The organism is Bradyrhizobium sp., from assembly GCF_049519115.1.
Taxonomy (GTDB): Bacteria; Pseudomonadota; Alphaproteobacteria; order Rhizobiales; family Xanthobacteraceae; genus Bradyrhizobium.
Map to the genome: position 1 here is coordinate 82,107 of NZ_JBEKRB010000003.1, position 22,936 is coordinate 105,042.

Genomic DNA, 22,936 nt, shown 5'->3' on the forward strand with positions numbered 1-22,936 from the left:
CTTTGATCTCCATTTGCAAAAGTGCCTGCCATATCGGGATGCAAATGTTAGAATCGGACCATTAGAGGCACGATACGGGCTGGTGAGCGCAATGCCGATCAATGCCGAATATCGCGGACCCTCAGACCTTCCCGAGATCATTCCGGTATTTCCGCTGCCCGGCGCGTTGCTGTTGCCGCGCGGACAGATGCCGCTCAATATTTTCGAGCCGCGTTACCTGGCAATGGTCGACGATGCGTTCCGCGACGGCCATCGCCTGATCGGGATGATCCAGCCCGACGTTGCTCACTCACCGGACGAATCTCATCCGAAGCTGTTTCAGGTCGGCTGCGTCGGACGTATCACCCAGCTCGCCGAATCCGGCGACGGCCGCTACATCCTCGAACTCACGGGCGTCGCCCGCTTCAAGGTGGTCCAGGAACAAACCGCGCTGACCTTGTATCGGCAATGCAAAGTCGATTACTTCCCCTATCTCGACGATTTCACGGCGCGCAAAGGCGAGCAAGCCGTCGACCGCGAGGCGCTCCTCAAGGCGCTGACGGAATTTCTGGAGGCCAACAACCTCAAGGTCGACTGGGAAGGCATCGAGAATGCGCCCAACGAGGCTTTGGTCAACGCGCTGGCGATGATGTCGCCCTATGGGGCGCCGGAAAAACAGGCGATGCTGGAAGCGCCCGATCTCAAGACCCGCGCCGAAATCCTGATCGCGGTGACCGAGATGGATCTCGCCAGGAAGCGCACCAGCAGTGACACCGGCTTGCAATAGGCCGCCCAACCACCCAAGCAGGAAGTTTTGGCGTGTCCCTATCCGGCGCCGAGCGCGACGGCGACGTGGTAGGTGACGAGGCTCGCCGCATAGGCCAGCACAAACATATAGAGAAACGTGATCGCCATCCATTTCATGCTGCCGGTCTCGCGCCGGATCACGGCAAGCGTCGAGGCGCATTGCGGCGCGAAGATGTACCAGGCCAACAGCGATAGCGCAGTCGCCAGGCTCCATTTGGTGGCCAGCACCTGCCCGATCTGTTCGGCGGCTTCCTTGCCGCCTTCGATCGCGTAGACCGTGCCGAGGGCTGCGACCGCGACTTCGCGCGCCGCCATGCCCGGAATCAGCGCGACCACGATTTGCCAGTTGAAGCCGAGCGGCGCGAACAACGGCGCCAAAGCGTGGCCGATGATCGCGGCGAGGCTGTAGTTGATGCCAGGCCCTTCTGCGCCCGCGGGCGGCTGCGGAAACGACGCCAGAAACCAGATCAGGACCATCATTGAAAAGATCGTGGTGCCGGCCCGCTGCAGGAACATCTTGGCCCGCGTATAAATGCCGATGGCGATACTGTTGAGGCGCGGCAGTTTGTAGTCCGGCAATTCGAGCATGAACGGCGCCGGCGCATAATCGCGCAGCATGAAAAACTTGATCAGGAAGGACACGCCGAGCGCACTGCCGATGCCGGCCGCATAAAGGCCGAACATCACAAGGCCCCTGAGATTGACCCAGCCCCACACCTGCTCGTCGGGAATGAACGCGGAGATGATCAAGGTATACACGGGAATGCGCGCCGAGCAGGTCATCAGCGGCGCGATCAGGATCGTCGTCAGACGGTCGCGGCGATTATCGATGACGCGCGTCGCCATGATGCCGGGAATGGCGCAGGCAAAGCTTGAAAGCAGGGGAATGAAGGCGCGGCCGTGCAATCCGGCGCCGCCCATGATGCGGTCCATCAGGAAGGCCGCGCGGGCCATGTAACCGAAGTCTTCGAGCAGCAGGATAAACAGGAATATGATGATGATCTGCGGCAGGAACACGATGACGCTGCCGACGCCGGAGATCGCACCGTTCTGCAGGAAGCTCTGCAACAGCCCCGCCGGCAGCGTGTCGTGCACGAATTGACCGAGCGCCGAAAACCCGTCCGACAGAAGCTCCATCAGCGGCTGCGCCCAGGCGAACACCGCCTGGAACATGACGAACAGCACCAGAGCAAGAATGACAAGTCCGGCCACCGGATGCAGCACCACGGCGTCGATCCGGGCCGTCCAGGTGTCGGGTTTGGTCGGCAGGCTGACGGTTTCTCCGATGATCCGGTCCGCCTCACGCTGGGTGGCGCGCAACTCGGCTACCGAGAGCGGTTGCCAGAGGTTTTGCTGCAGCGGAGCCTGCGGCTGCAGCGCGATTTCATCGGTCCTGCGCAACAGCTCGGCGATCCCGCTTTTGCGCACCGCAATCGACGTCACCACGGGGACGCCCAGCATCTCGGACATGCGCGGCGCATCGACGGTCACGCCGCGCCTGGTCGCGATATCGAACATGTTGAGCACCAGCATCAACGGCCGGCCGGTCTGCTTGAGCTCGAGCAGCAGGCGGATCGTCAGCCGCAGATTGGTGGAATCCGCCACGCAAAGGATGAGATCGGGCGGCGCTTCGCCGGCAGCCCGACCCAATACAAAGTCCCGCGTGATTTCCTCGTCAGGGCTGCGGCCCCGCAGCGAATAAGTGCCAGGCAAATCAACCAGCGACGCCTGCCGGCCGAGCGGGGTGACGAAAAAGCCTTCCTTGCGCTCGACGGTGACGCCGGGATAGTTCGCGACCTTCTGCCGGCCGCCCGTCAGCGCATTGAACAGCGAGGTCTTGCCGCTATTGGGCGTGCCCACCAAAGCGAGATGCATTAACGGTGCTTCCATGACGCCGTATAGCCTCGTCAAACGACTACAACGGCCATCGCCTCGCGCCGCCGTACCGCGACCGTGACGTTCTCGATACGAATGGCAATCGGATCCCGCCCGATAATTCCCTCGTGGAGCACTTCTACCCTGGCGCCCGCGACAAAGCCGAGCTCGATGAGGCGGCTTTCGAGTTCAACCGCGGGAAGCGAAGAGCTCCCCTCCTCAGCGTCAAGATGAAGGATCACGCCGGAATAGCCGCGCTTGGCCAGGCCAAGTCGCATCTGCGGCGCCGCATTGTTTGGGTCGGTCACGGTCATGATCTGTATTTTCAATGACCGGCGCGCAGGTCAAGCTTGGCGTGTTAAAACCCATTGATCTTAGAGCGATTTTAAACTGGCGCGATCTGCGGCGGCCAGGAATGGAAAAACCGCGTGGCATATCGGGCCATAACGGGCCAAAGCCGGGCACCTTCACAGCGAGGTGATGATTTTCGCCGAACAACCCGTCGGCTCGCATCAATAACCGATGATCGCCAGGGTGATGACCGCACCGAGCGCCGCCCAGCCGAAATGCCGGCCGCGCAGCACCCAGAAATTGCCGATCATTCCGAAGCCGTACATCAAGCACATCGTGACGATGATCCAGTGACGGGCGGGGACTGAAGCGACGGAAGGCGTCGCAATCAGAAGCACGCCGCCACAGATCCATCCAACGGTGCCGATTTGCCAGCATACCCTAATCAAGGTGCGCAGCCGCGCCGGCTCGATGGTCGCGCGGGCAAACACCCTGACTTCGCCTAGAATTCCGTGAATCAGGGCCACCGCGATCGCGGCAACCCCCGCAGCCTGGAGAAACAGGTCACGCATGGCTCCGGTCTCCATACACTGATGTATGGAGACAATGAGCGGCTTCTCTGGCCCTGTCAATACAGTAGTGTATGGTGGTAATGTCGCAGGATGACGAATGGTTGATCAACTCTCCGTCATGGACTGGCTGAACCACGGGCTGAAGACCCTTGCCCAGGAGGGTTTTACGGCGCTCAAGGCCGTGCCGCTGGCGAAATCCATGGGCGTGTCGCGCGGCAGCTTTTACTGGCACTTCGCCGACATCGAAGCCTTTCATGGCGAGTTGCTCAGGCTTTGGCGCGATATTGCCGCCGAGAGGATTATCGCCGACATCGAGGCCGCGTCCGAAAAGGACAACGCGCTGCAACTTTTGCTGCACCGGGTATTCGGCGAGCAGAGGGCGCTTGAAAACGCGGTCCGCCGCTGGGCCACGGTCGATCCGGCGGCGAGAGCCGCCGTGCAGGCGATCGACAGGCGGCGGGTAAGCTACGTCGAAGGCTTGCTCCGAGCCGCAGGCGTTACCGACGACGACGCCCATACGCGGGCACAAATTCTCTACTGGACCTATCTCGGCTTCGCGCTTTCGGACCGGGCGCTGCCGCCGGCACAACTGCGCGCCGTGGTGCGGGAGATGCTCCGGATGGCCCTGCCCTGATGTGGCCTCGTACCGCCGATCTGAAGTCCCTGCACCACGAGCCGCAATCCCTTCCAGGACTTCAGATCGATAAGCGGTACCAGAATCGATAAGTTTGCTGGTGCCCCATAACGTTCCGAAGTTCGTGAAGGTGGGCGCTGCGATGGCGCACAAACTTCGGAAAGTGGGCACCGCAGTCAGGGCTTTTGTTCACATGGTAAATCAATTGCCTCAAACGCCATCGGTGTCAGCGCCACGTTTCCGCTCCGATGCGCCGACGCGGTTGCCGCAGCTTTTATCCAGTCAGTCGAACGGCTGAGCAGATATCGAAGCTCGCGGCCCGGCAAGCATCGCGAAGACAATAACCTTGCGTTCACCATGCGGACAAATCCGCCAACGCTCTTGCCCAAACTCTCCGGCCTTCAGCTCGCTTATACCTTTACCGCTTAGTCATCCCTAGAGACGAGTCTTCTTCAAAGACCGTCCAGCATCCTTTTGCGTAACAGTAGATCGCGCGTATGAACATTGCCCGGATTGTCGTCCTTGCCATCGCTCTCAGTGCCGGCGGCGTCGCCGCCTATCTTGCCAGCGGGACCGACAGCAAGCCGCCTGCTGCTGCCCAGCCCGTCGCCCAGTTTCAGACCGTCGACATCCTCGTCGCCAAAGCCGACATCAATCTTGGCCAGACGCTGACAGCCAATGACATGCTCTGGCAGAGCTGGCCGGCATCAACGGCGAGCGGCAGCTTCATTCGCCGCACCGATCGTCCACATGCCGCGACCCAGATCGTGGGCTCCATCGCGCGCGCGCCCTTCGTTGCCGGTGAGCCGATCCGCGAAGCCAAGCTGGTGAAAGCCGACGGCTCCGGCTTCATGGCTGCGATCCTGCAGAGCGGGTATCGCGCGGTATCGACGGAAGTTTCCGCGGAAACCGGCGCCGGCGGATTCATTCTGCCCAACGATCGCGTCGACGTTCTCATGACGCGGCGTCTGAAGAACATGGCGAATCCCACCGCGCCCGACATCGTCCAGACCGATATCGTTCTGACCAATATCCGCGTGCTGGCGATCGATCAGGCGCCGAAGGAAAAAGAAGGCACCAACAGCGTCATCGGCCGGACCGTCACGCTTGAATTGAAGGCGGAGCAGACGGCCACGCTCGCCACGTCGCGACAGGCCGGAACGCTGTCGCTGGCGCTGCGCAGCATCGCCGACGTCAACCAGGTGACGGTCAGCTCCAACGATACCCAGCGTCCCGGCATCAACGTGGTCCGCTACGGCGTCAACAATCCAGGCGCCCCGAATACGAAGTGACCAGAAGGGCGCCAATGACCAGAAGGACAAAGAACATGGCCCGCAGGGGAAGCCGGACGTCACTCCGAACGTTACTTATCGGCGCCCTGTCGTTTACGGCGGCGGCGCTGGCATCGGTGTCCGGTCTTGCTCCGGCCGCGGCGGCCGAAAGCGAAGCCGCGCCGGCGGCGACCTCCAGCATTCCCAGTGTCGCGCCGAAAACCCGCTTTCTTTCGCTTGGTGTTGGCAAATCAGCCATCATCGACCTGCCCCGCGACGTCAAGGACGTGCTGGTGGCCGACCCGAAGATTGCAAACGCCGTCGTCCGCTCGCCGCAGCGCGCCTACATCATCGGCTCCGCGGTCGGTCAGACCAACGTCGTGTTCTTTGACGGGGATGGTCAGCAGATCGCCGCCTACGACATCGCGATCAAGCGCGACCTCAACGGCGTTCGCGCCGCGTTGAAGCAGTTGTTGCCCGCAGCCACCATCCAGGCCGAGGGCGTTGGCGAGGGCGTGATGCTGACGGGATCGGTATCCACCCCGATCGAAGCGCAGCAGGCTGGCGACGTTGTCGCCCGTCTGGTGGGCGGCGCGGAGAAGGTCGTCAACTCCATTGTGGTCCGCGGCCACGATCAGGTGATGCTGAAGGTCGCCGTTGCCGAAGTCCAGCGCAGCATCATCAAGCAATTGGGCATCGATCTCAGCGCCAATATGAACTACGGCACGGCGGTGGTGAATTTCAACAATGCCAACCCGTTCACGGCAAATGGCGGGCCGCTCACCGGCAATTCGCTGATCGCCTCGGCGGTCAACAAGGCTGGTTTGCCGACGGTCACAGCGACCTTGCGCGCGATGGAAAGCGCCGGCGTGGTTCGCACCCTTGCCGAGCCGAATCTGACGGCCATTTCCGGCGAAGCCGCAACCTTCATCGTCGGCGGCGAATTCCCTTTCCCGACCGGAGTGACCTGCCAAACGACTGCCGCCGGTTCTGTCGGGCAGTGCGCGCCATCGATCGCCTTCAAGAAGTTCGGCATCTCGCTCAACTTCACGCCGGTCGTGCTGACCGAGGGCAAGATCAGCCTGCGCGTGATGACCGAAGTCTCCGAAATCTCGACCGACAATTCCATCAGCATCAGCGGCGTCAGCGTCCCGTCAGTCAAAACCCGCCGCGCGGAAACGACGCTTGAAATTCCCTCCGGCGGCTCGCTGGCGATGGCTGGGCTCATTCAGGAGCAGACCAAGCAGGCCGTCAACGGGATGCCGGGTGTCGATCAGATCCCTGTGCTCGGACAGCTGTTCCGGAGCCAGGACTACGTCAACAACCAGACTGAGCTGATGGTTATCGTCACCCCCTACGTGGTGCGCGCGGTGGCGCAGAAGGAATTGTCGCGGCCGGATGATGGTTTTGCGCCGTCGTCGGATTCCCAGTCGGCCTTGTTTGCGCAGATCAATCGGATTTACGGCGTTCCGGCGCGAGTGGAACCGATCGGAAACTATCAGGCCAATTTCGGCTTCATCATCGACTGAGACAGCATGTCGGGGGACAGCACGATGACCAACAAGACATCGCTCGATCGCTACCGGCTATTGCGCCTAGTGCCCACTTTCCGAAGTTCGTGCTCCATCTCAGCGCGCACCTTTCACGAACTTCGGAAAGTCATGGGCACTAGCAAAGTTATGATTCCAGTGCCGCTTTTTCATTTGAAGTTCCTGAACGGAATTTGCCGCTCGCAATACAGGAACTTCAAATGGGCGGCGCTGATCGGCGCGATGTGCAGCCTTTCCGTCGTCCTCGGGGCCTGCACCGAGACCACCGGAAGCGTGGCGGCGCCGGTGGCGCATGGCGTTCCGGAAGACTATCGCTTACGGCATCCGATCGCGGTCCAGGAAGCCAATCGCTCCATCGTTCTGTTCGTCGGCCATGCCCGTGGCGGACTGTCGGCCCCTCAACGCGCCGACGTCATCGGGCTGGCGCGGACCTGGGTCTCCGAGGGAACTGGCGCCATCGTCGTCGATGTGCCGGCCAACACATCCAATGGACGGGCCGCAGAAAGCGCCGTCCATGAAGCAAGGGCGCTTTTGGAAGCCGCCGGCGTACCACGGGATGGAATCAAGCTGCGCCACTACACACCGGACGATCCGAGGACTCTTGCAACCGTTCGCCTGACCTATCCGAGGATGGCAGCGGTGGCCGGCCCCTGTGGGGTGTGGCCCGAGGATCTCGGACCTTCGATCAAGGATCCGAACTATTTCGAGAACAAGTCCTACTACAATTTCGGCTGCGCCTATCAGCGCAACATGGCCGCGATGGTGGACAACCCGGCAGACCTCGTGCAGCCGCGCCCGGAAACTCCGTCCTACACGGCACGGCGAACCGAAGGCTTTGAAAAATATCGTAAGGGCACGACCACCACGACCGAATATCCCGAAGCCGACAAGGCCAAACTCAGCGATACAGGCAAATGACCTCCGCGCGTGACAATTCCGACGATCTGGATGCTCTGCCCCCGCTAAGCGACGATTACATCGCGCCGGCTCCGCGGGTGTCGGTGCAGGCTTTCTGCGAAACCACGACGACTGCCGATGCGGTTCAGTCGGCGGGTCTCGACCGCCGTCTGGCCAAAGCGCATCTCACGATCAAGATGGGCGGCGTGGTCGCCGCCATCGACACCTATCACAGCGTCCCGACCCCGAACGTCATCATTCTGGAGACCAAGGCCGGCGAAAACATTCTTGCCGGTCTCGATGAACTTGCCACCGTTTGCGATGCCGGAACGCGCGTGGTCGTGATCGGCAGTGACGACGATGTCGCGCCCTACCGCGACCTCGTGCGGCGCGGCGTCAGCGATTATGTGATCGGGCCGGTTGCGACGCTCGATGTAGTCCGCGCCATCTGCGGCTTGTTCTCGGCCTCCGAAGCCGTCGCGGTCGGCCGGATCATCGCGGTCGTCGGCGCCAAGGGCGGCGTCGGCGCCTCTACCGTCTCCCACAACGTGGCATGGGCGCTCGCGCGCGACCTGGCGCTGGATTCGGTGGTCATCGACCTCGACCTGGCGTTCGGTACGGCCAGTCTCGACTACAACAAGGATCCGTTGCAGGGTATCGCCAATGCGGTGTTTGCCAACGAACGACCCGACAGCGCGTTCATCGAGCGTCTGATGTCGAAATGCCACGACCATCTGAACCTGCTGGCCGCACCGGCGGCGCTCGATCGTGTCTACGACTTCGGCGCCGACGCCTTTGATGCGATTTTCGACACCTTGCGGCTCACGACTCCGGTGATCGTCCTCGACATCCCTCACCAATGGTCGGGATGGACCCGCCGCGCGCTGGTCGGAGCCGACGATATCCTGATCGTCGCCGAACCCGACCTTGCCAATCTGCGCAATGCCAAGAACATGCTGAGTATGCTCAAGGCGGCGCGTCCCAATGACAGGCCGCCGCTCTATTGTCTCAACCAGGTCGGCATGTCGAAGCGGCCGGAAATCAGCACGCGCGAATTCGCCAAGGCCATTGAAGGCCCGCCGCTTGCCTCGATTCCATTTGACCCGAAGATGTTCGGCACCGCGGCCAATAACGGCCAGATGATCGCCGAGATCTCCGCCCGTCACCGGATCAGCAAGACGTTCGTCCAGATCGCAAATCAGATCACGGGGCGCGGCGAACCGAAGAAGCCGCGGGGCTCGCTGTTCTCTCCGCTGATCAATAAACTGCGCGCCAAACGCTGAAGCGGCGGCGTATCGCAATAGCCTGCGAACTTCGGAATCGAAGCTTTAGTCCGTCCGCGCGGCACCGCTGGAGCCGGTTTTCGCCGCCGCCTGCTTGGCCAGCATCCGCCTTAGGTAAGCGACATTGGCGGCGGCCTCCTCTGGAGGCCGGCCCTCTTTCGCGAGGCTTTCGGCTTCCGCCATATGGCCGCGCAGACCGACCACCAGAGCGAGGTTCAGCCGGACACGCGGATCGGCACCGGCGCGGCTGTTGGCGTGGCGCAGCGTTTCTTCCGCCTTGGCGAGATCCTTGGAAAGAACGTAAGAGAGCGCGAGGTTGGACAGGACCGACGGCTCGTCCGGCACGATGCGCAGTGCGCTCGCATAATATTGCCGCGCTTCCTCACCGCGACCGAGTTGGTCAAGTACCGCGCCTTGCGCGGACAGAATTCGCCAGTCCGGGTCTTCGGGCGTGTGAGCGCGGCCGAGAACTTCAAAAGCTTGCTGGAAATTGCCGTTGTCTGCCAGCGCGCGGCCATAGCCGGCCAGCAAAGCCTTGTCAGCGGGGTGGGCGATCGTGGCCTGCTCCAGCACGGCGACCGCCTGCGACCGCTGTCCCGTGCTGCGCAGCGCTTTTCCATAGTTCAATGCCGCTTCGGCATCGTCGGGATTGGCGCGATGGCGTTCCTGGTAAAATTCCAGGCTTTTGGCGGGAGCCACTTTATCGACCTTATCGCCGAGCGATCCCGTGATGTCCGACAGTCCGTCGGTCTGGCAGCCACAAAGCCCGAGAAGCAGAACGGCCGACACCGCCGTCACGGCGCGCAATCTCGAAAGGCGGAGCGGCCTGGACAGTGACGGATGCATTTCTGGGACCTGACGTGACAGTATTTCCCAGAAATGCTCGCAGGTTAACCCTAAGTTCCGGTTAAGCCGCTAAGCTCAGCGCCGGCGATTGGCCGCTTTTGCGCCGCTCGCGTTAATCAACGAATTGTGCGCCGAATTCGTGGCCGATCCGCCATGCGAGGCGGCATTGGCGCGGCCGGCCTTCCGACATGAAGATGGTGAATTCGCTGGGAACGTCGAGATGCTCGGCGATGACCTTTACACCACCCGATGAAATGTCGGTGATGGTGCAGTCGCGCGGCAACGAACCCGTCCCGAACTGGATTTTGGCGAAGCTCCGGCACACGCGGCGTTCGCTCTGGCGTCGATTTGCAAACATTTTGATCCTTACCCCGCCCGCATTGCAGACCACCTGGCAGTTCGTCGGTTTTACCGAGGAATTGTTGGAATTTGCCTAGTAGTACCCGTCGCAATTGATCGGTTGTTTTCGGGCTTCCTTTACCGAATGAGCGGCGCTGAATTGTTGCCGATCTCACCCCCTCCACGGCTATATGTTCCGACCGAATATGATACAGGGGGTCGGATATCGAATCGGACCGCTATGCCGGAGAGCTGAGCATGACTGCCGCGCCCGAACGCCCCGAAGGCACCGTCGACCCCAAGCTGCTGGAAATTCTGGTCTGCCCGATGACCAAGGGCTCGCTCGAATACGACGCGGAGCGCCAGGAGTTGATCTCGCGGTCGGCGAAGCTCGCTTATCCGATCCGCGACGGCATTCCGATCATGCTGCCTGAAGAAGCGAGAAAGATAGATTAGCCATGCGTGGACGCAGGCTCATCGTCGCTTTGGCCATCTTGAGCCTTTGTGGCGCGACCACCGGTGTATCGGCAAACGAGACGCAAATTCGTGTCGGCAATCTCGATGCGGTGTTGACGACCCCGCAGGATGTCGAGCGGCCGACCGTGGCGCTCTTGATCGCAGGATCCGGATCGACCGACCATGATGGCAATGGCCCGCAGGCCAAGCCTGCGACCTTGAAGAAACTCGCCGAGCAGCTGGCGGAGCGAAAGATCGCGACGCTTCGCTATGACAAGCGTGGCGCCGGCGGATGGAAGCCGGAGTTCGGAAAGCCGGAGGATTTTCGGTTCAAGGACTATGTCGATGACGCCGTATCGCTGGTGAACTACTTACGCGGCAGCGGAAAATTCGGCCGCGTGGCGGTGATCGGGCACAGCGAAGGCGGTCTGGTGGCGATCCTCGCCGCGCGACAGGTGCAGATCGATCGCCTGGTGCTGCTCGTGACCGCAGCGCGCCGGCAGGGAGATCTCCTGAAGGCGCAGCTTGAGCGCAGACAGATTCCGTCTGACGTTCTCGATCCGATCCTGAAGGCGATCGACAGCATCATGGACGGACAGATCGTCGATCCGCCGCCGCGCGGTCTTTCGATTGCGCCTTCGATGCAGCCAAGCCTAGCCTCGGCCTTCACCATCGATCCGATCGATCCCCTGAAATCGATCGAGAAGCCGACATTGATCGTCGGCGGCGGGCGTGACTTGCAGGTGGCGCGATTGGACTTTGCCGCGCTTTCCGCGGCTTCGCCGCTGGCGAAAACGCTTTGGGTGCCGGAAATGAATCATATCCTGGTCGATGTCACCGACGACAGCGATAACCTCGCCGCTTACAATCAGGCCGATCGCGCACTCGACGCCACCATGCTCGACGCGGTCGCGACCTTTGTGCAGGCAGGCGATACCCGCTGAAGAGTCCCTGGAGCCTATTCGGCTTTTATGAAAGCGACCGGGTACTAGTTTGCCGCGTTTTCTTGACGCGAACCGCGTTCCCACCCTCGGATCAAGTCCGAGGGCATGCTTCGCTCGAAAACGCTTTTTAAAGCACTTCGCCCTTCAAGAGCCGGGGAACTTCGCCCGCAAGGCCGGCGGCCTGGCGAATGAACAGGCCCTTCAGCGGTGGCGCGCGATCGACGAGGCCGAGGCCAATATCGCGCACGGTACGCAGCAGCGCCGATTCATTGGAGAACAGGAAGTTGAGTGAGTTGGTCGCAAGACCCATTGCCATGGTGTCGAACCGCCGCCAGCGTTGATAGCGCTCGAGCACATCGGCCTGGCCCGGATCGATACCAAGCCTGGCGGCGTCAACGACCACCTCGGCAAGCGCGGCCACGTCCTTCAAGCCCATATTCAGTCCCTGACCGGCGATGGGGTGAATGACATGGGCGGCATCGCCGACCAACGCCAGACGATCGCCGATAAAGGAACGCGCGACGAAATAGCCGAGCGGAAAAGCGCGAGGCTTGTCGAGCGCCTTCACTTCGCCAAGATGCAAGCCAAACCGCCGCTCGAGTTCGCCGTGAAACTCCTCTGCGCCGAGTGCCGTGATTCGCGCGGCTTCAGCGCGTTTTTCGGTCCAGACCAGCGACGAGCGTTTGCCACTCAAAGGCAGGATCGCAAACGGGCCAGAGGGAAGGAAATGCTCTTCGGCGCGGCCATGGTGATCGCGCTCATGGCCGACCGTGACCACGATACCGGATTGATCGTAATCCCAGCCATGGGTGGCGATGCCGGCACGATCGCGCAGTTTCGAGCGTGCGCCGTCGGCGGCCACCAGAAGGCTCGCTTCGATGATGCTGCCGTCCGAAAGCGTCACCGCGATGCCGTCGCTTCGGGTGGCAAAATCGGAGACCGCGAGGCCGCGAAGGTCGATGCCCTCGGCGGTCGCGCGCGCAACCAGCGCGTCAATCAAGTAGCGGTTCTCGACCATGTGTGCGAAGGGTTCGCCCGGTTCGACATTTCCGGAGAACGTCAGGAATACCGGCCGCGTTGCGTCGTCCAGTTTGGAATCGGTGACAACCATATCCAGGATCGGCTGCGCGCCGGCCGCGACCTCGCCCCAAACACCGATGGCCTCGAAAAGCCGGCGACAGGCCGCGACGATGGCGGTGGCGCGCGGGTCGCGGCTGGGCCTGGTATCCAGCGCCGGATCGACGACGACGATGCGAAGGTCCGGCCCGAGGCCCTGACGGAGCGCCAGCGCGAGCGCCAGTCCAGCCAACGCGCCACCACCGATGACAATGCCTCGCTGTACTGACATGTTGACCGACCTCACGCGAACCTATGGAACACTCGAACCTGTTGGCTTGCTACCTTATTATAGCTGGGCGAAACAGGCCCTATAAGCAAGGCCGATCGTTACGGAACGACGAGAGAAAGCCTCCGATGTCCAAAAGCCTGATTGACCTGATCTCCATCCTCGATCTCGAACCGATCGAGGTGAACATGTTTCGCGGCAACAGTCCGAAAACCAGTTGGCAGCGGGTTTTCGGCGGACAGGTGATCGGGCAGGCGATGGTGGCGGCATGCCGCACGGTCGAGGGCCGGCTGCCGCATTCCCTGCATTGTTATTTCATTTTGCCGGGCGATCCGCAGATTCCGATCATCTATGAGGTCGAGAGACTGCGCGACGGCAAGAGTTACTCGACAAGGCGAGTTACCGCGATCCAGCACGGCCACGCTATCTTTTCGATCATGGTGTCGTTTCATGTCGAGGAGCCCAGTGCTTTCGACCATCAGGACAAGATGCCGGACGTACCGCTGCCGGAGAAACTCACCGCCGAGGAAATAGCCAAGCAGCCGATGTTCCGCGACATGCCCGAATTCATCCGTCGCTATTATGAATCCGACCGGCCGATCGAGTTGCGGCCAGTCGAGCTCGGCCGCTATTTCGGTCAGAAAATCGAGGACGGACGCATCCATGTCTGGATCCGCACCGCCGCCAAGCTTCCGGACGACCCGGCGCTTCACATGTGCGCGCTCGCTTATGCATCGGATTTCTCGCTGCTCGATGCCTCGATGGCCCGCTACGGCCGCACTTTGTTCGACAAGCGGATGATGGCGGCGAGCCTCGACCACGCGATGTGGTTTCACCGGACGTTCCGGGCCGATGAATGGCTGCTTTATGCCCAGGACTCCCCCAGCGCGCTTGGGGGACGCAGTCTGACCCGCGGCATGATTTTCAAGCAGGATGGCACGCTGGTGGCTTCGGTCGCCCAGGAAGGTTCGCTTCGCGAGCGAAAGCCAGATGCTTCTCAGGCGTCCTCGTAAGTACCTCGCTCGACCAGCACGGTCTGCGAGGCGAGCCAGGCCGTCATCCAGCGCGCCACCCAGGGAATCGGGACGATGAAAGCGCATCCGAAGAAAACGACAACGGCGCGCCAGAGATATTCCAAACCGGTGGCCTTGAAGACGATCTCGCGCCGCGTGCCTTCGACGTTGCGGTAGATCCAGCGGATCTGCGCGGTATATACCCACGCCCAGCCGATGATGGTGATGACGGATAGACCCCCGAGGAAACTCCAGCCCAGATAGGTCCAGTACGGACCGGCAAAGCTGAGCCCCAAGGGCTGGCCTGCCGACGCCAGGTTGGCAAAAAACCATCTGATGGCGAGCCATCCGAGCCCGACCTCAATCAGGAACGAGGCGATGTTAGAAATTCGGCCGCCGACGAAATTCAGCGCGATGATCAACGCGAAGGCGCCGAGGAACCACCACACGATGGTCATCGCATCGCCCGTGAAGGTGAGATCAGGCCGTCCCGGCACCCGGGTGCGCGAGGTGAGCCACTTCAAATTGCTGACAAGTACCCATGGCAGCGGAATGACGAAAATCGCGCCGACGAGAAACAACAGCAAGCGCCCGACAAAATCTAGGATTTCGAAATCGATCGACAACGATCCACTGTCGCTGCCGGTGCTTGCGCCGGTAAGTGCGCCTGTACTAGGCCTTGCCGCCATTCCGCCCGGCATGGCCGGCGGCCTCGCCGCCGGAGAAAGCAGGCCGGGAATATCGCCGGCCTTCTGCCAACCCGCCATGCCGTCGGTCCAGATCAGCGTGTCGGCGCGAATAATGCCCCTGGCGATGAAGTCGCGGAATTGAGCCTCCGGAAACGGTCCCTGTTGCTGTCCGCGGTCGGCGTAGAACCAGGATCGGTTCGGCATTTTTCCCCCTTACGCATGTCGAGACGCCAATGTTCTCGCAACCGGCGGATCCGCCCCTGTCCGGTCTTGGCAGATGACCCCGGTGCCGCTACAGGGAACTATCGACCGAAGCGACAATTTCGCAATTGTTTTTAGGTCAGGCCGCAACTTATTGTGGGATGAGGTGGAGGGAATGCCGGATCAACGCCGCGCTCCCTTTACGGTTTGATGAGCTTCGAAGCTCCGGGAAAATGAAGGCCTGAACATGAAGCTTGTTGTCGCTATTATCAAACCCTTCAAGCTGGACGAAGTCCGGCAGGCGCTGACCGCCATTGGCGTCCACGGCATGACCGTTACCGAGGTCAAGGGTTACGGCCGTCAGAAGGGTCACACGGAAATCTATCGCGGGGCGGAGTACGTCGTGAATTTTCTGCCGAAGCTGCGGATCGAAATCGCGGTTGCGGCCGACATCGCCGACAAGGCGGTCGAGGTGATTACGTCCAGCGCGCGCACCGGACAGATCGGCGACGGCAAGATCTTCGTGACGCCGATCGACCATGCCCTGCGGATTCGAACCGGCGAAACCGACAGCGACGCTCTCTAAAAGAGGCGATAGTTCCGCTTCACACACCGCGATTGGCAATAACTAGATACCGTTTACGCTCGGCATGACCGCGCCGCGGATGGCCCGCTCCCAAGGCATGACCGGGCGAGCTGCCGAAAAACCTACTTCAATACCTTTTTTCTGCCTGCCTCATGGGCACGGTTATGCCGACGAACATCGTCGCCCGATTCGTAGGCGGCCATGCCTAGCGTTTAGGCGGCACTTTTTGGTGGGGTTCCCCTCAAACCCCCGGAACATCGAAAATCTACATGTTCATAGTCCGTTAGGCAGTCCGGCCGATCTGGCACGGCATTTGATTCTACCACCGTCGGCTGTACCCGCGTTGTGACCTTCTCTGCGTGGTGAACTTCAGTCGAGATCGCTCGGTCGTCAGCGCCGAGTCTAAGCGGGGATTAAGACCCATGAAAATCGTTATGGCGATCATCAAGCCATTCAAGCTCGAAGAAGTCCGTGATGCCCTCACCGCGATCGGCGTACACGGCCTGACCGTCACCGAGGTCAAGGGATATGGCCGGCAGAAGGGTCACACCGAAATCTACCGTGGCGCCGAATATGCCGTGAGCTTCCTGCCCAAGATCAAGATCGAGGTCGCGGTCGCCTCGGACCAGGTTGACAAGACCATTGAGGCTATCACGTCGGCTGCTAAGACTGGCCAGATCGGCGATGGCAAGATCTTCGTCATCAATCTCGAAAACGCGGTTCGGATCCGGACCGGCGAGGCAGATGCCGCAGCGCTCTAATATCCCGCGCGCTCAACCTTTTCCAATCAGGAGTAATACGAAAATGACGTTCAAGCGTCCCACCAGTATGGGATTGGCGGCCCTCACCGTCGGCCTGTTCGCCGCGACGGCGGCCTATGCCGAGCCGACGATCAACAAGGGCGACAATGCCTGGATGCTTACCTCGACGGTGCTCGTGCTGTTGATGACGATTCCGGGCCTCGCATTGTTCTACGGCGGCCTCGTCCGTTCCAAGAACATGCTCTCGGTCCTGATGCAGGTGTTTTACACGGTGTGCATCGTCACCGTGCTGTGGGCGCTCTACGGCTACAGCATCGCCTTTACCGGCGGCTCGGACTTCTTCGGCGGCTTCTCGAAAGCCTTCCTGTCAGGTGTGACGCCGGATTCCAAGGCCGCGACCTTCAGCGTCGACGCCAACATTTCCGAACTCGTTTACGTCTGCTTCCAGATGACCTTTGCGGCGATCACCCCGGCGCTCATCGTCGGCGCATTTGCCGAACGCATGAAGTTCGCGGCGGTGGCGCTGTTCATCCCGCTGTGGGTCACGCTGATCTATTTCCCGATCGCGCACATGGTCTGGTACTGGGCTGGCCCGGACGCGATCTCGGATGCGGTCAAGGCGATTGCGGCCGCGGGTAGCGATGCGGGGGCAAAGGCCGCGGCGGAAGCCAAGTTGGCGGCCGTCAATGCCGACGCCGGCTGGGTCTTCAAGAAAGGCGCGATCGACTTCGCCGGCGGCACCGTCGTGCACATCAACGCCGGCATCGCCGGCCTCGTCGGCGCCCTGATCATCGGCAAGCGCATCGGCTACGGCAAGGATTTGATGGCGCCCCACTCGCTGACCCTGTCCATGATCGGCGCCTCGCTGCTCTGGGTGGGTTGGTTCGGCTTCAACGCCGGATCGAATCTCGAAGCCAGCGGCGGCGCGGCGCTCGCCATGACCAACTCGTTTGTCGCAACCGCGGCAGCGGCGTTGTCGTGGATGTTCGCCGAGTGGATGATCAAGGGCCATCCTTCGGTGCTCGGCGTGATTTCCGGCGCGGTCGCAGGTCTCGTCGCGGTGACGCCCGCGGCCGGCTATGCCGGTCCGATGGGCGCGATCGTGCTGGGCCTTGTGGTCGGCGTGGTCTGTCTGTTCTTTGTCACCGCGGTCAAGAACGCGCTCGGCTACGACGACTCGCTCGACGTCTTCGGCGTCCACTGCATCGGCGGAATCGTCGGCGCGCTCGGCACCGGCATCCTGGTCAACCCGGCGCTCGGCGGCACCGGCATCATGGACTACACCACCGGAAAGATCGCCGACTACGAGTTCGGTGCGCAGATGATTTCCCAGATCTGGGGCGTCTGCACCACACTGGTATGGTCGGGCATCGGCTCGGCGATTCTCTACAAGGTCGTCGATGTCATCGTCGGCCTGCGCATCAATGTCGAAAGTGAGCGTGAGGGCCTCGACCTCACCGACCACACCGAACGCGCCTACAACATGTGAGTTCTCCCGAGGGCATTCCCTCTTCGGAGGGCGTGCCCAGAACTACGGTTTGAGCACATACCCGGCAATGCTCCGACCGTTGAGGGGCTCCAGCGCAAGCTGGGGCCCCTTTTTTCTTCCCCTCGCAACGAACTGGATTTCAATGCCGGCCCCGATGGTTAATCGCGTCTTAACCTCGCCGTATCTATGGTGGTTTGATCCATATCCCCCGGTCTCGAAAGCGCGATCGGCGGCCTGAACGAGTGCTGGCGCGACAAGTATGGCCATGACTGCATCATCCCGCGCGCCCCAGGGCGGTGGAAACGAGGCAAGCGAACGCTCGCCTTTTTTGCGGGTCACTGAATTGCTGGCGCCCTACCATCCGGCCAAGCCATTGATAACGCTGTCGTTAGGTGAGCCCCAGCACCCAGTGCCCGAATTCGTGGGCCCGATTCTCGCCAAGCACATTGCCGATTTTGGCCGCTATCCGATCGCCAAGGGCATCGAGCCCTTCCGGCGCGCCGCGGCAGATTGGCTCGCCCGGCGCTTCGACCTGCCCCGCCCCATCGATCCCGACACCGAACTTCTGGTGCTGAGCGGCAGCCGCGAGGGACTGTTTTTCGCAGCCCTCACCGCCGTCCGCCTGGTTGGCGAACGCAGGGGGAGACCGGCCATCCTGATGCCCAACCCGTTTTATCCGGCCTATGGCGCCGGCGCGCGGGCGGCCGGCTGCGAGCCGATCTATCTGCCAACCACGCCTGCCAATGGATTTTTGCCCGACCTCGACACGCTCGATGAAACAACACTGGCGAGGACGGTAGCGATGTACATTGCTTCACCGGCCAATCCGCAAGGCGCCGTCGCCTCCAGGGATTACTTCATCCGCCTGAAAAAACTCGCCGATCGTTTCGGCTTCATGATTTTCAGCGACGAGTGTTACTCGGAAATCTATACGCAAGAAGCGCCCGGCAGCATGCTCGAATGCGGCGGTAGCGACTTCGCCAATGTGGTGGCGTTTCAGTCGCTGTCGAAGCGTTCGAATCTGCCCGGCATGCGCATCGGCTTTGCCGCCGGCGACAAGCGATTTCTGAGCGCCTTCCATGAACTGCGCAACGTCGCTGCACCTCAGGTGCCGGTGCCGGTCCAGCATGTGGCGGTTGCCGCCTACAATGACGAAACCCATGTCGAGGAAAATCGCAGGCTCTACCGGCTCAAATTCGACCTTGCCGACCAGATCCTCGGCAGCCGTTATGGCTATCGGCGTCCCGCCGGCGGCTTCTGCGTCTGGCTCGACGTCTCGGCAAAGGGCGGCGATGAAGCGGTGACCGTCAAGCTTTACAGGGATGCCGGTGTCCGGGTGATTCCGGGCAGCTACCTCGCAAGACAGCAACAAGACGGCAGCAATCCCGGCGCAGGCTTCATCCGGCTTGCGCTTGTCGCAGACAGTGAAACAACGGCCGAGGCGCTGCACCGGCTGGTTCAAACTCTGGGCTGATGAACATGCCGGCGATCGAACGTGTCATTCCCTTGGTGAGCCAGTTGCCGGCGGCGATCCGCGAGGCGCTGGTCCGCCGCCTGCGCGAACTCGCAGGCCTCGGCTTGCTGACGTTTGCCGGCGGTGCCGCCGCAGCGCTCGTGACATGGTCGGTGCAGGACCCAAGCTTCAGCCACGCGACATCGCGCCCGATCCACAACATTGCCGGCTACACCGGAGCGATTGGCGCCGATCTTCTGATGCAGATTCTGGGGCTCGGCGCGATCATGCTGATCCTGCCGGTCGCGGTATGGGGCTGGCGGATGCTGACCCATCGCAGCTTCGACCGAGAAGCCCTTCGGCTCGGCTGCTGGATCTTGTGCACCGGTTTGGCCGCCGGATTTGCTTCTTGCTGGCCGCATGGCGGAACGTGGCCGCTGCCGACCGGGCTTGGCGGCGTTATCGGCGACGCGCTGGTGCGTGCGCCTGCGGTCGTGTTTGGGCCTCCCGGCTTCATCTATAATCTGGCGCTCGGGATCATTTTGGGCGCGGCCACGGTCGCAACATTTTTCGTGGCCGGCGGCTTCGGTTCGCGCACCGATGACGAAGACCTGACCGCGATCGAGGAGGACGACGACGAGCCTCTCGGTGAGGACGGCGATGGCGGTTCGATCTCGCTTGGCTGGGCCGTGCATGCCCTCATGAGCACCAAGGCCCGGTTGGCGTGGCTGCTCGGCGCGGCCTATCGCTGGCTGGTCTCAAGCGCACCCGCTCCGCGCACCTCGCCGTTCGATCGCCACGAGCCGAGCCTTAATGATCGAAGCCTTGGCGGCCGCACAGCTCCCAGCCTCGCCCCTCAAGACGACGACGAGCAGGACGAGGAAGAAGAAGAGGACGAGGAAGAGCCGGCAGCGCGCGCGCCTCGCAAGAAGGCCGCACCCAAAGCCTCGCCGAGGAAATCAGAGAAATGGGATTTCCCGTCGATATCGATGTTGGGTGCGCCCAAGGCGTCCGATCGCCAGCCACTTTCCAAGGCGGAGCTGGAAGCCAATTCGCGCCGGCTCGAAGTGGTGCTGCAGGACTTCGGCGTCCGCGGCGAAGTCGTCAAGGCCCATCCGGGTCCGGTCGTCACGTTGTACGAGCTTGAGCCAGCGCCCGGCATCAAGTCGTCGCGCGTGATTGGCCTCGCCGACGACATCGCACGCTCCATGAGCGCGCTCTCGGCGCGCGTCGCTGTCGTGCCCGGCCGCAACGCCATCGGCATTGAATTGCCGAATTCGCATCGCGAGAAGGTTTACCTGCGCGAACTCCTTGTCGCGAAGGAAATCAACGAATCCGTCGCAAAGCTCCCGCTCTGTCTCGGCAAGACCATCGGTGGCGATCCCGTCATCATCGATCTCGCTCGCACGCCGCATATGCTGATCGCCGGCACCACCGGCTCCGGCAAATCGGTCGCCATCAACACCATGATTCTGAGCCTGGTGTACCGGCTGCGGCCGGACCAGTGCCGGCTGATCATGGTCGATCCCAAGATGCTCGAGCTCTCGGTCTATGACGGCATTCCGCATCTGCTGACGCCGGTCGTGACCGACCCCAAGAAGGCCGTGGTCGCGCTCAAATGGGCGGTGCGCGAGATGGAAGAGCGCTACAAGCGGATGTCCAAGCTCGGCGTGCGCAACATCGACGGCTACAATGCGCGCCTCGTCGAGGCGAGGGCCAAGGGCGAAGAACTGACACGCACCGTGCATACCGGTTTCGACAAGGAGACCGGCAAGGCGATCTATGAGGAAGAGAAGCTCGACCTCGATCCATTGCCCTATATCGTGATCATCGTCGACGAAATGGCCGACCTGATGATGGTCGCCGGCAAGGACATCGAAGGCGCGGTGCAGCGCCTCGCGCAGATGGCGCGCGCCGCGGGCCTACACGTGATCCTCGCCACGCAGCGTCCGTCCGTCGATGTCATTACCGGCACGATCAAGGCGAACTTCCCGACCCGCGTCGCGTTCCAGGTCACTTCGAAGATCGACAGCCGCACCATTCTCGGCGAAATGGGCGCCGAGCAACTGCTCGGACAGGGCGACATGCTCTATATGGCGGGCGGTGGACGCATCAGCCGTGTGCACGGGCCGTTCGCCTCCGACGAAGAAGTCGAGAAGGTGGTGCGTCATTTGAAGACGCAAGGATCCCCGGAATACCTCGAGGCGGTTACGGCCGAGGAGCCCACCGACGAAGACGGCGCGGTATTCGACGCTACCGGCATGGGCAGCGACGGTGGCGGCGACCTGTTCTCGCAGGCGGTGGCCATCGTCAAGCGCGACCGCAAGGCCTCGACCAGCTATATTCAGCGCCGGCTACAAATCGGCTACAATCGTGCGGCATCGCTGATGGAGCGGATGGAACTTGAAGGTATTGTCGGACAGGCCAATCATGCCGGCAAACGCGAGATTCTCGTTGAGGAAGAAGAAGGCGGTTTTTGATTCGCCACCAGTGTGGCGGTTCAGAAGTCCATCATTGTCGCCGCGAGTTCGTTATGCGGACTTCTGAACCAAAGCCACACTAGATCAATAGGTTTGCTGGTGTCCTTTCGATTCCGAAGTTCGAAACATGGCTCCGTAAAATGCTACGAACTTCGGAATCGGGGCACCAGAGCTCCAAAACCCCGCCGATTGCTATTTTTTCACGGAAAAACGATAGCCCCTTTGATACGAAGCACGGTAAAAAGGGCGGCGGACCACCAGAGAAGATGCGTTGACTGAAAATCAGAAAAATCGAATGGCCTCACGATTCTCGCTTTCTTTCAAACGCGTTGCCTTCGCGCGAGCCGCGTTTGCGGTCACGGCAGCGTTCGGCGTTGTCTCGACCTCGGCCGTTGCGCAGGCCCCGATTCCGCCTCAGAGCATTCCGGTTCCCAAAGCCGCTCCGAAAGGCCGCGAAGGCGTGACGGACTTACAAAAGGGACCGACGACCGCGGGCGCGACCCAGGTGGCGCCCAATCCCGTCATTCCCGACCCACATCGTAATGTACCTTTGAGTATTTTTGCGACCTTCGACGACAAGCAAAAGGCACAGGCTGCCAAGATCAGCACTTATCTGTCGTCGCTTCAGACGCTGATCGGCAACTTCGTCCAGGTCGGGCCTGACGGCAGCAAGACCAAGGGGCAATTCTTTATCCAGAAGCCGGGCAAGGTGCGTTTCGAATATGAAACGCCCAACCCGATCGCGATCGTCGCCGATGGATCGATGGTGGCGATCCGCGATCGCAATCTTTCGACCCAGGACCTCTATCCGCTGTCGCAAACGCCGCTGCGATATTTGCTGTCGGACCGCATCGATCTCATGAAGGACACCAATGTCGTCAGCGTGACCGCCGACGATCTCTTCATCAGCGTCACGATCGAGGAAAGACAATTGCTGACCGGCACCAGCCGCCTGATGCTGATGGTGGGCGCCAAAGACGGCCAGCTCAAGCAATGGACCGTGACCGATCCGCAAGGTTACGACACCACCGTCGCGGTCTATAATCTCGATACGTCCAGAAAAATCGATCCGGGCATGTTCAAGATCGATATGACGGATCGCACTTTTCCGCCGGGTTGATCGCGCAAACAATCCACGATTCCGTGCGGGATCAGGAAATTCATCCTTGATTGCA

The 22,936-nt window shown here is 61.5% G+C and carries 22 protein-coding genes; 15 read left to right on the forward strand and 7 right to left on the reverse strand.

From position 1 onward, the window contains the following. Window positions 1-91 precede the first annotated feature (91 nt). Window positions 92-766 (forward strand): LON peptidase substrate-binding domain-containing protein, encoded by a 675-nt coding sequence (locus ABSE61_RS03775; protein WP_423869969.1) that lies wholly within the window; start codon window positions 92-94, stop codon window positions 764-766. A gap of 38 nt (window positions 767-804) precedes the next feature. Here ABSE61_RS03775 and feoB read toward each other — a convergent pair whose 3' ends face one another. The 3 genes from feoB to ABSE61_RS03790 all read right to left on the reverse strand — a co-directional run bounded on the left by feoB (window position 805) and on the right by ABSE61_RS03790 (window position 3,524). Beyond that, complete coding sequence (gene feoB / locus ABSE61_RS03780) at window positions 805-2,676, reverse strand: ferrous iron transporter B (protein WP_423869731.1); 1,872 nt, start codon at window positions 2,674-2,676, stop codon at window positions 805-807. A 17-nt stretch (window positions 2,677-2,693) separates the two neighbouring features. Further along, window positions 2,694-2,975, reverse strand: coding sequence for a FeoA family protein (locus ABSE61_RS03785; protein WP_423869732.1), 282 nt, complete (start codon window positions 2,973-2,975; stop codon window positions 2,694-2,696). 198 nt (window positions 2,976-3,173) lie between these two features. Next, window positions 3,174-3,524: a hypothetical protein gene (locus ABSE61_RS03790; protein WP_423869733.1), complete on the reverse strand. Its 351-nt coding sequence runs from the start codon at window positions 3,522-3,524 to the stop codon at window positions 3,174-3,176. Window positions 3,525-3,621: 97 nt separating this feature from the next. Between ABSE61_RS03790 and ABSE61_RS03795 the strand changes: the two genes are divergently transcribed. The 5 genes from ABSE61_RS03795 (at window position 3,622) to ABSE61_RS03815 (ending at window position 9,159) form a co-directional block, all read left to right on the forward strand. Next, the gene (locus ABSE61_RS03795; protein WP_423869734.1) at window positions 3,622-4,158 is read left to right on the forward strand and encodes a TetR/AcrR family transcriptional regulator; all 537 of its coding nucleotides are present in this window, start codon (window positions 3,622-3,624) and stop codon (window positions 4,156-4,158) included. Window positions 4,159-4,655: 497 nt separating this feature from the next. Next, a complete protein-coding gene (cpaB, locus tag ABSE61_RS03800; RefSeq protein WP_423869735.1) occupies window positions 4,656-5,450 on the forward strand; it encodes a Flp pilus assembly protein CpaB in 795 nt (264 codons plus the stop codon). Window positions 5,451-5,464: 14 nt separating this feature from the next. Continuing rightward, complete coding sequence (locus ABSE61_RS03805; RefSeq protein ID WP_423869736.1) at window positions 5,465-6,958, forward strand: type II and III secretion system protein family protein; 1,494 nt, start codon at window positions 5,465-5,467, stop codon at window positions 6,956-6,958. 243 nt (window positions 6,959-7,201) lie between these two features. Further along, on the forward strand, window positions 7,202-7,897 hold the full coding sequence (locus tag ABSE61_RS03810; RefSeq protein WP_423869970.1) for a CpaD family pilus assembly protein: 696 nt from the start codon (window positions 7,202-7,204) through the stop codon (window positions 7,895-7,897). Then, window positions 7,894-9,159, forward strand: a complete 1,266-nt coding sequence (locus ABSE61_RS03815; protein ID WP_423869737.1) for a CpaE/TadZ family protein — start codon at window positions 7,894-7,896, stop codon at window positions 9,157-9,159. Before ABSE61_RS03810 ends, ABSE61_RS03815 begins: the two co-directional genes overlap by 4 nt. 45 nt (window positions 9,160-9,204) lie before the next feature. On the opposite strand, the gene ABSE61_RS03820 is transcribed toward ABSE61_RS03815, so the two are convergent. Together ABSE61_RS03820 and ABSE61_RS03825 are read right to left on the reverse strand one after the other, a co-directional pair. Beyond that, the gene (locus tag ABSE61_RS03820; RefSeq protein WP_423869738.1) at window positions 9,205-10,005 is read right to left on the reverse strand and encodes a tetratricopeptide repeat protein; all 801 of its coding nucleotides are present in this window, start codon (window positions 10,003-10,005) and stop codon (window positions 9,205-9,207) included. Between the two features lie 112 nt (window positions 10,006-10,117). Further along, complete coding sequence (locus ABSE61_RS03825; RefSeq protein WP_423869739.1) at window positions 10,118-10,363, reverse strand: PilZ domain-containing protein; 246 nt, start codon at window positions 10,361-10,363, stop codon at window positions 10,118-10,120. Between the two features lie 239 nt (window positions 10,364-10,602). Between ABSE61_RS03825 and ABSE61_RS03830 the strand changes: the two genes are divergently transcribed. Together ABSE61_RS03830 and ABSE61_RS03835 are read left to right on the forward strand one after the other, a co-directional pair. Further along, window positions 10,603-10,800 (forward strand): Trm112 family protein, encoded by a 198-nt coding sequence (locus ABSE61_RS03830; RefSeq protein ID WP_423869740.1) that lies wholly within the window; start codon window positions 10,603-10,605, stop codon window positions 10,798-10,800. A gap of 2 nt (window positions 10,801-10,802) precedes the next feature. Beyond that, the gene (locus ABSE61_RS03835) at window positions 10,803-11,744 is read left to right on the forward strand and encodes an alpha/beta hydrolase (RefSeq protein ID WP_423869741.1); all 942 of its coding nucleotides are present in this window, start codon (window positions 10,803-10,805) and stop codon (window positions 11,742-11,744) included. Between the two features lie 127 nt (window positions 11,745-11,871). On the opposite strand, the gene ABSE61_RS03840 is transcribed toward ABSE61_RS03835, so the two are convergent. Continuing rightward, window positions 11,872-13,092 carry a ubiquinone biosynthesis hydroxylase gene (locus tag ABSE61_RS03840; protein WP_423869742.1) on the reverse strand — a complete coding sequence of 407 codons (1,221 nt, stop codon included), beginning with the start codon at window positions 13,090-13,092 and terminating at the stop codon, window positions 11,872-11,874. Between the two features lie 125 nt (window positions 13,093-13,217). On the opposite strand from ABSE61_RS03840, the gene tesB reads away from it, so the two are divergent. Further along, window positions 13,218-14,102 (forward strand): acyl-CoA thioesterase II, encoded by an 885-nt coding sequence (gene tesB / locus ABSE61_RS03845; RefSeq protein WP_423869743.1) that lies wholly within the window; start codon window positions 13,218-13,220, stop codon window positions 14,100-14,102. Here the strand turns inward: tesB and ABSE61_RS03850 are convergent. Further along, entirely contained in the window at window positions 14,087-14,995 is a 909-nt protein-coding gene (locus ABSE61_RS03850; protein WP_423869744.1) for a GYF domain-containing protein, read from the reverse strand. The genes tesB and ABSE61_RS03850 overlap by 16 nt on opposite strands. 244 nt (window positions 14,996-15,239) lie before the next feature. Between ABSE61_RS03850 and ABSE61_RS03855 the strand changes: the two genes are divergently transcribed. From ABSE61_RS03855 to ABSE61_RS03880, 6 genes are all read left to right on the forward strand, one after another. Beyond that, on the forward strand, window positions 15,240-15,578 hold the full coding sequence (locus ABSE61_RS03855) for a P-II family nitrogen regulator (RefSeq protein WP_423869745.1): 339 nt from the start codon (window positions 15,240-15,242) through the stop codon (window positions 15,576-15,578). A gap of 422 nt (window positions 15,579-16,000) precedes the next feature. Beyond that, complete coding sequence (locus tag ABSE61_RS03860) at window positions 16,001-16,339, forward strand: P-II family nitrogen regulator (RefSeq protein ID WP_423869746.1); 339 nt, start codon at window positions 16,001-16,003, stop codon at window positions 16,337-16,339. A gap of 43 nt (window positions 16,340-16,382) precedes the next feature. After that, complete coding sequence (locus ABSE61_RS03865) at window positions 16,383-17,828, forward strand: ammonium transporter (protein ID WP_423869747.1); 1,446 nt, start codon at window positions 16,383-16,385, stop codon at window positions 17,826-17,828. A gap of 259 nt (window positions 17,829-18,087) precedes the next feature. After that, window positions 18,088-19,302, forward strand: a complete 1,215-nt coding sequence (locus tag ABSE61_RS03870; protein WP_423869748.1) for an aminotransferase class I/II-fold pyridoxal phosphate-dependent enzyme — start codon at window positions 18,088-18,090, stop codon at window positions 19,300-19,302. Beyond that, window positions 19,302-21,761 carry a DNA translocase FtsK gene (locus tag ABSE61_RS03875; RefSeq protein WP_423869749.1) on the forward strand — a complete coding sequence of 820 codons (2,460 nt, stop codon included), beginning with the start codon at window positions 19,302-19,304 and terminating at the stop codon, window positions 21,759-21,761. Before ABSE61_RS03870 ends, ABSE61_RS03875 begins: the two co-directional genes overlap by 1 nt. 295 nt (window positions 21,762-22,056) lie before the next feature. Beyond that, window positions 22,057-22,881: an outer membrane lipoprotein carrier protein LolA gene (locus ABSE61_RS03880; RefSeq protein ID WP_423869750.1), complete on the forward strand. Its 825-nt coding sequence runs from the start codon at window positions 22,057-22,059 to the stop codon at window positions 22,879-22,881. Window positions 22,882-22,936: the final 55 nt, after the last annotated feature.

Coding starts and splice junctions, on each gene's coding strand:
- ABSE61_RS03860 (WP_423869746.1), top strand. CDS start 16,001: ATGAAAATCGTTATGGCGATCATCAAGCCATTCAAGCTCGAAGAAGTC.
- ABSE61_RS03875 (WP_423869749.1), top strand. CDS start 19,302: ATGAACATGCCGGCGATCGAACGTGTCATTCCCTTGGTGAGCCAGTTG.
- ABSE61_RS03855 (WP_423869745.1), top strand. CDS start 15,240: ATGAAGCTTGTTGTCGCTATTATCAAACCCTTCAAGCTGGACGAAGTC.
- tesB (WP_423869743.1), top strand. CDS start 13,218: ATGTCCAAAAGCCTGATTGACCTGATCTCCATCCTCGATCTCGAACCG.
- ABSE61_RS03790 (WP_423869733.1), bottom strand. CDS start 3,524: ATGCGTGACCTGTTTCTCCAGGCTGCGGGGGTTGCCGCGATCGCGGTG.
- ABSE61_RS03825 (WP_423869739.1), bottom strand. CDS start 10,363: ATGTTTGCAAATCGACGCCAGAGCGAACGCCGCGTGTGCCGGAGCTTC.
- ABSE61_RS03795 (WP_423869734.1), top strand. CDS start 3,622: ATGGTTGATCAACTCTCCGTCATGGACTGGCTGAACCACGGGCTGAAG.
- ABSE61_RS03815 (WP_423869737.1), top strand. CDS start 7,894: ATGACCTCCGCGCGTGACAATTCCGACGATCTGGATGCTCTGCCCCCG.
- feoB (WP_423869731.1), bottom strand. CDS start 2,676: ATGGAAGCACCGTTAATGCATCTCGCTTTGGTGGGCACGCCCAATAGC.
- ABSE61_RS03880 (WP_423869750.1), top strand. CDS start 22,057: ATGGCCTCACGATTCTCGCTTTCTTTCAAACGCGTTGCCTTCGCGCGA.
- ABSE61_RS03840 (WP_423869742.1), bottom strand. CDS start 13,092: ATGTCAGTACAGCGAGGCATTGTCATCGGTGGTGGCGCGTTGGCTGGA.
- ABSE61_RS03830 (WP_423869740.1), top strand. CDS start 10,603: ATGACTGCCGCGCCCGAACGCCCCGAAGGCACCGTCGACCCCAAGCTG.
- ABSE61_RS03805 (WP_423869736.1), top strand. CDS start 5,465: ATGACCAGAAGGACAAAGAACATGGCCCGCAGGGGAAGCCGGACGTCA.
- ABSE61_RS03870 (WP_423869748.1), top strand. CDS start 18,088: ATGGCCATGACTGCATCATCCCGCGCGCCCCAGGGCGGTGGAAACGAG.
- cpaB (WP_423869735.1), top strand. CDS start 4,656: ATGAACATTGCCCGGATTGTCGTCCTTGCCATCGCTCTCAGTGCCGGC.
- ABSE61_RS03775 (WP_423869969.1), top strand. CDS start 92: ATGCCGATCAATGCCGAATATCGCGGACCCTCAGACCTTCCCGAGATC.
- ABSE61_RS03785 (WP_423869732.1), bottom strand. CDS start 2,975: ATGACCGTGACCGACCCAAACAATGCGGCGCCGCAGATGCGACTTGGC.
- ABSE61_RS03820 (WP_423869738.1), bottom strand. CDS start 10,005: ATGCATCCGTCACTGTCCAGGCCGCTCCGCCTTTCGAGATTGCGCGCC.
- ABSE61_RS03850 (WP_423869744.1), bottom strand. CDS start 14,995: ATGCCGAACCGATCCTGGTTCTACGCCGACCGCGGACAGCAACAGGGA.
- ABSE61_RS03865 (WP_423869747.1), top strand. CDS start 16,383: ATGACGTTCAAGCGTCCCACCAGTATGGGATTGGCGGCCCTCACCGTC.
- ABSE61_RS03810 (WP_423869970.1), top strand. CDS start 7,202: ATGTGCAGCCTTTCCGTCGTCCTCGGGGCCTGCACCGAGACCACCGGA.
- ABSE61_RS03835 (WP_423869741.1), top strand. CDS start 10,803: ATGCGTGGACGCAGGCTCATCGTCGCTTTGGCCATCTTGAGCCTTTGT.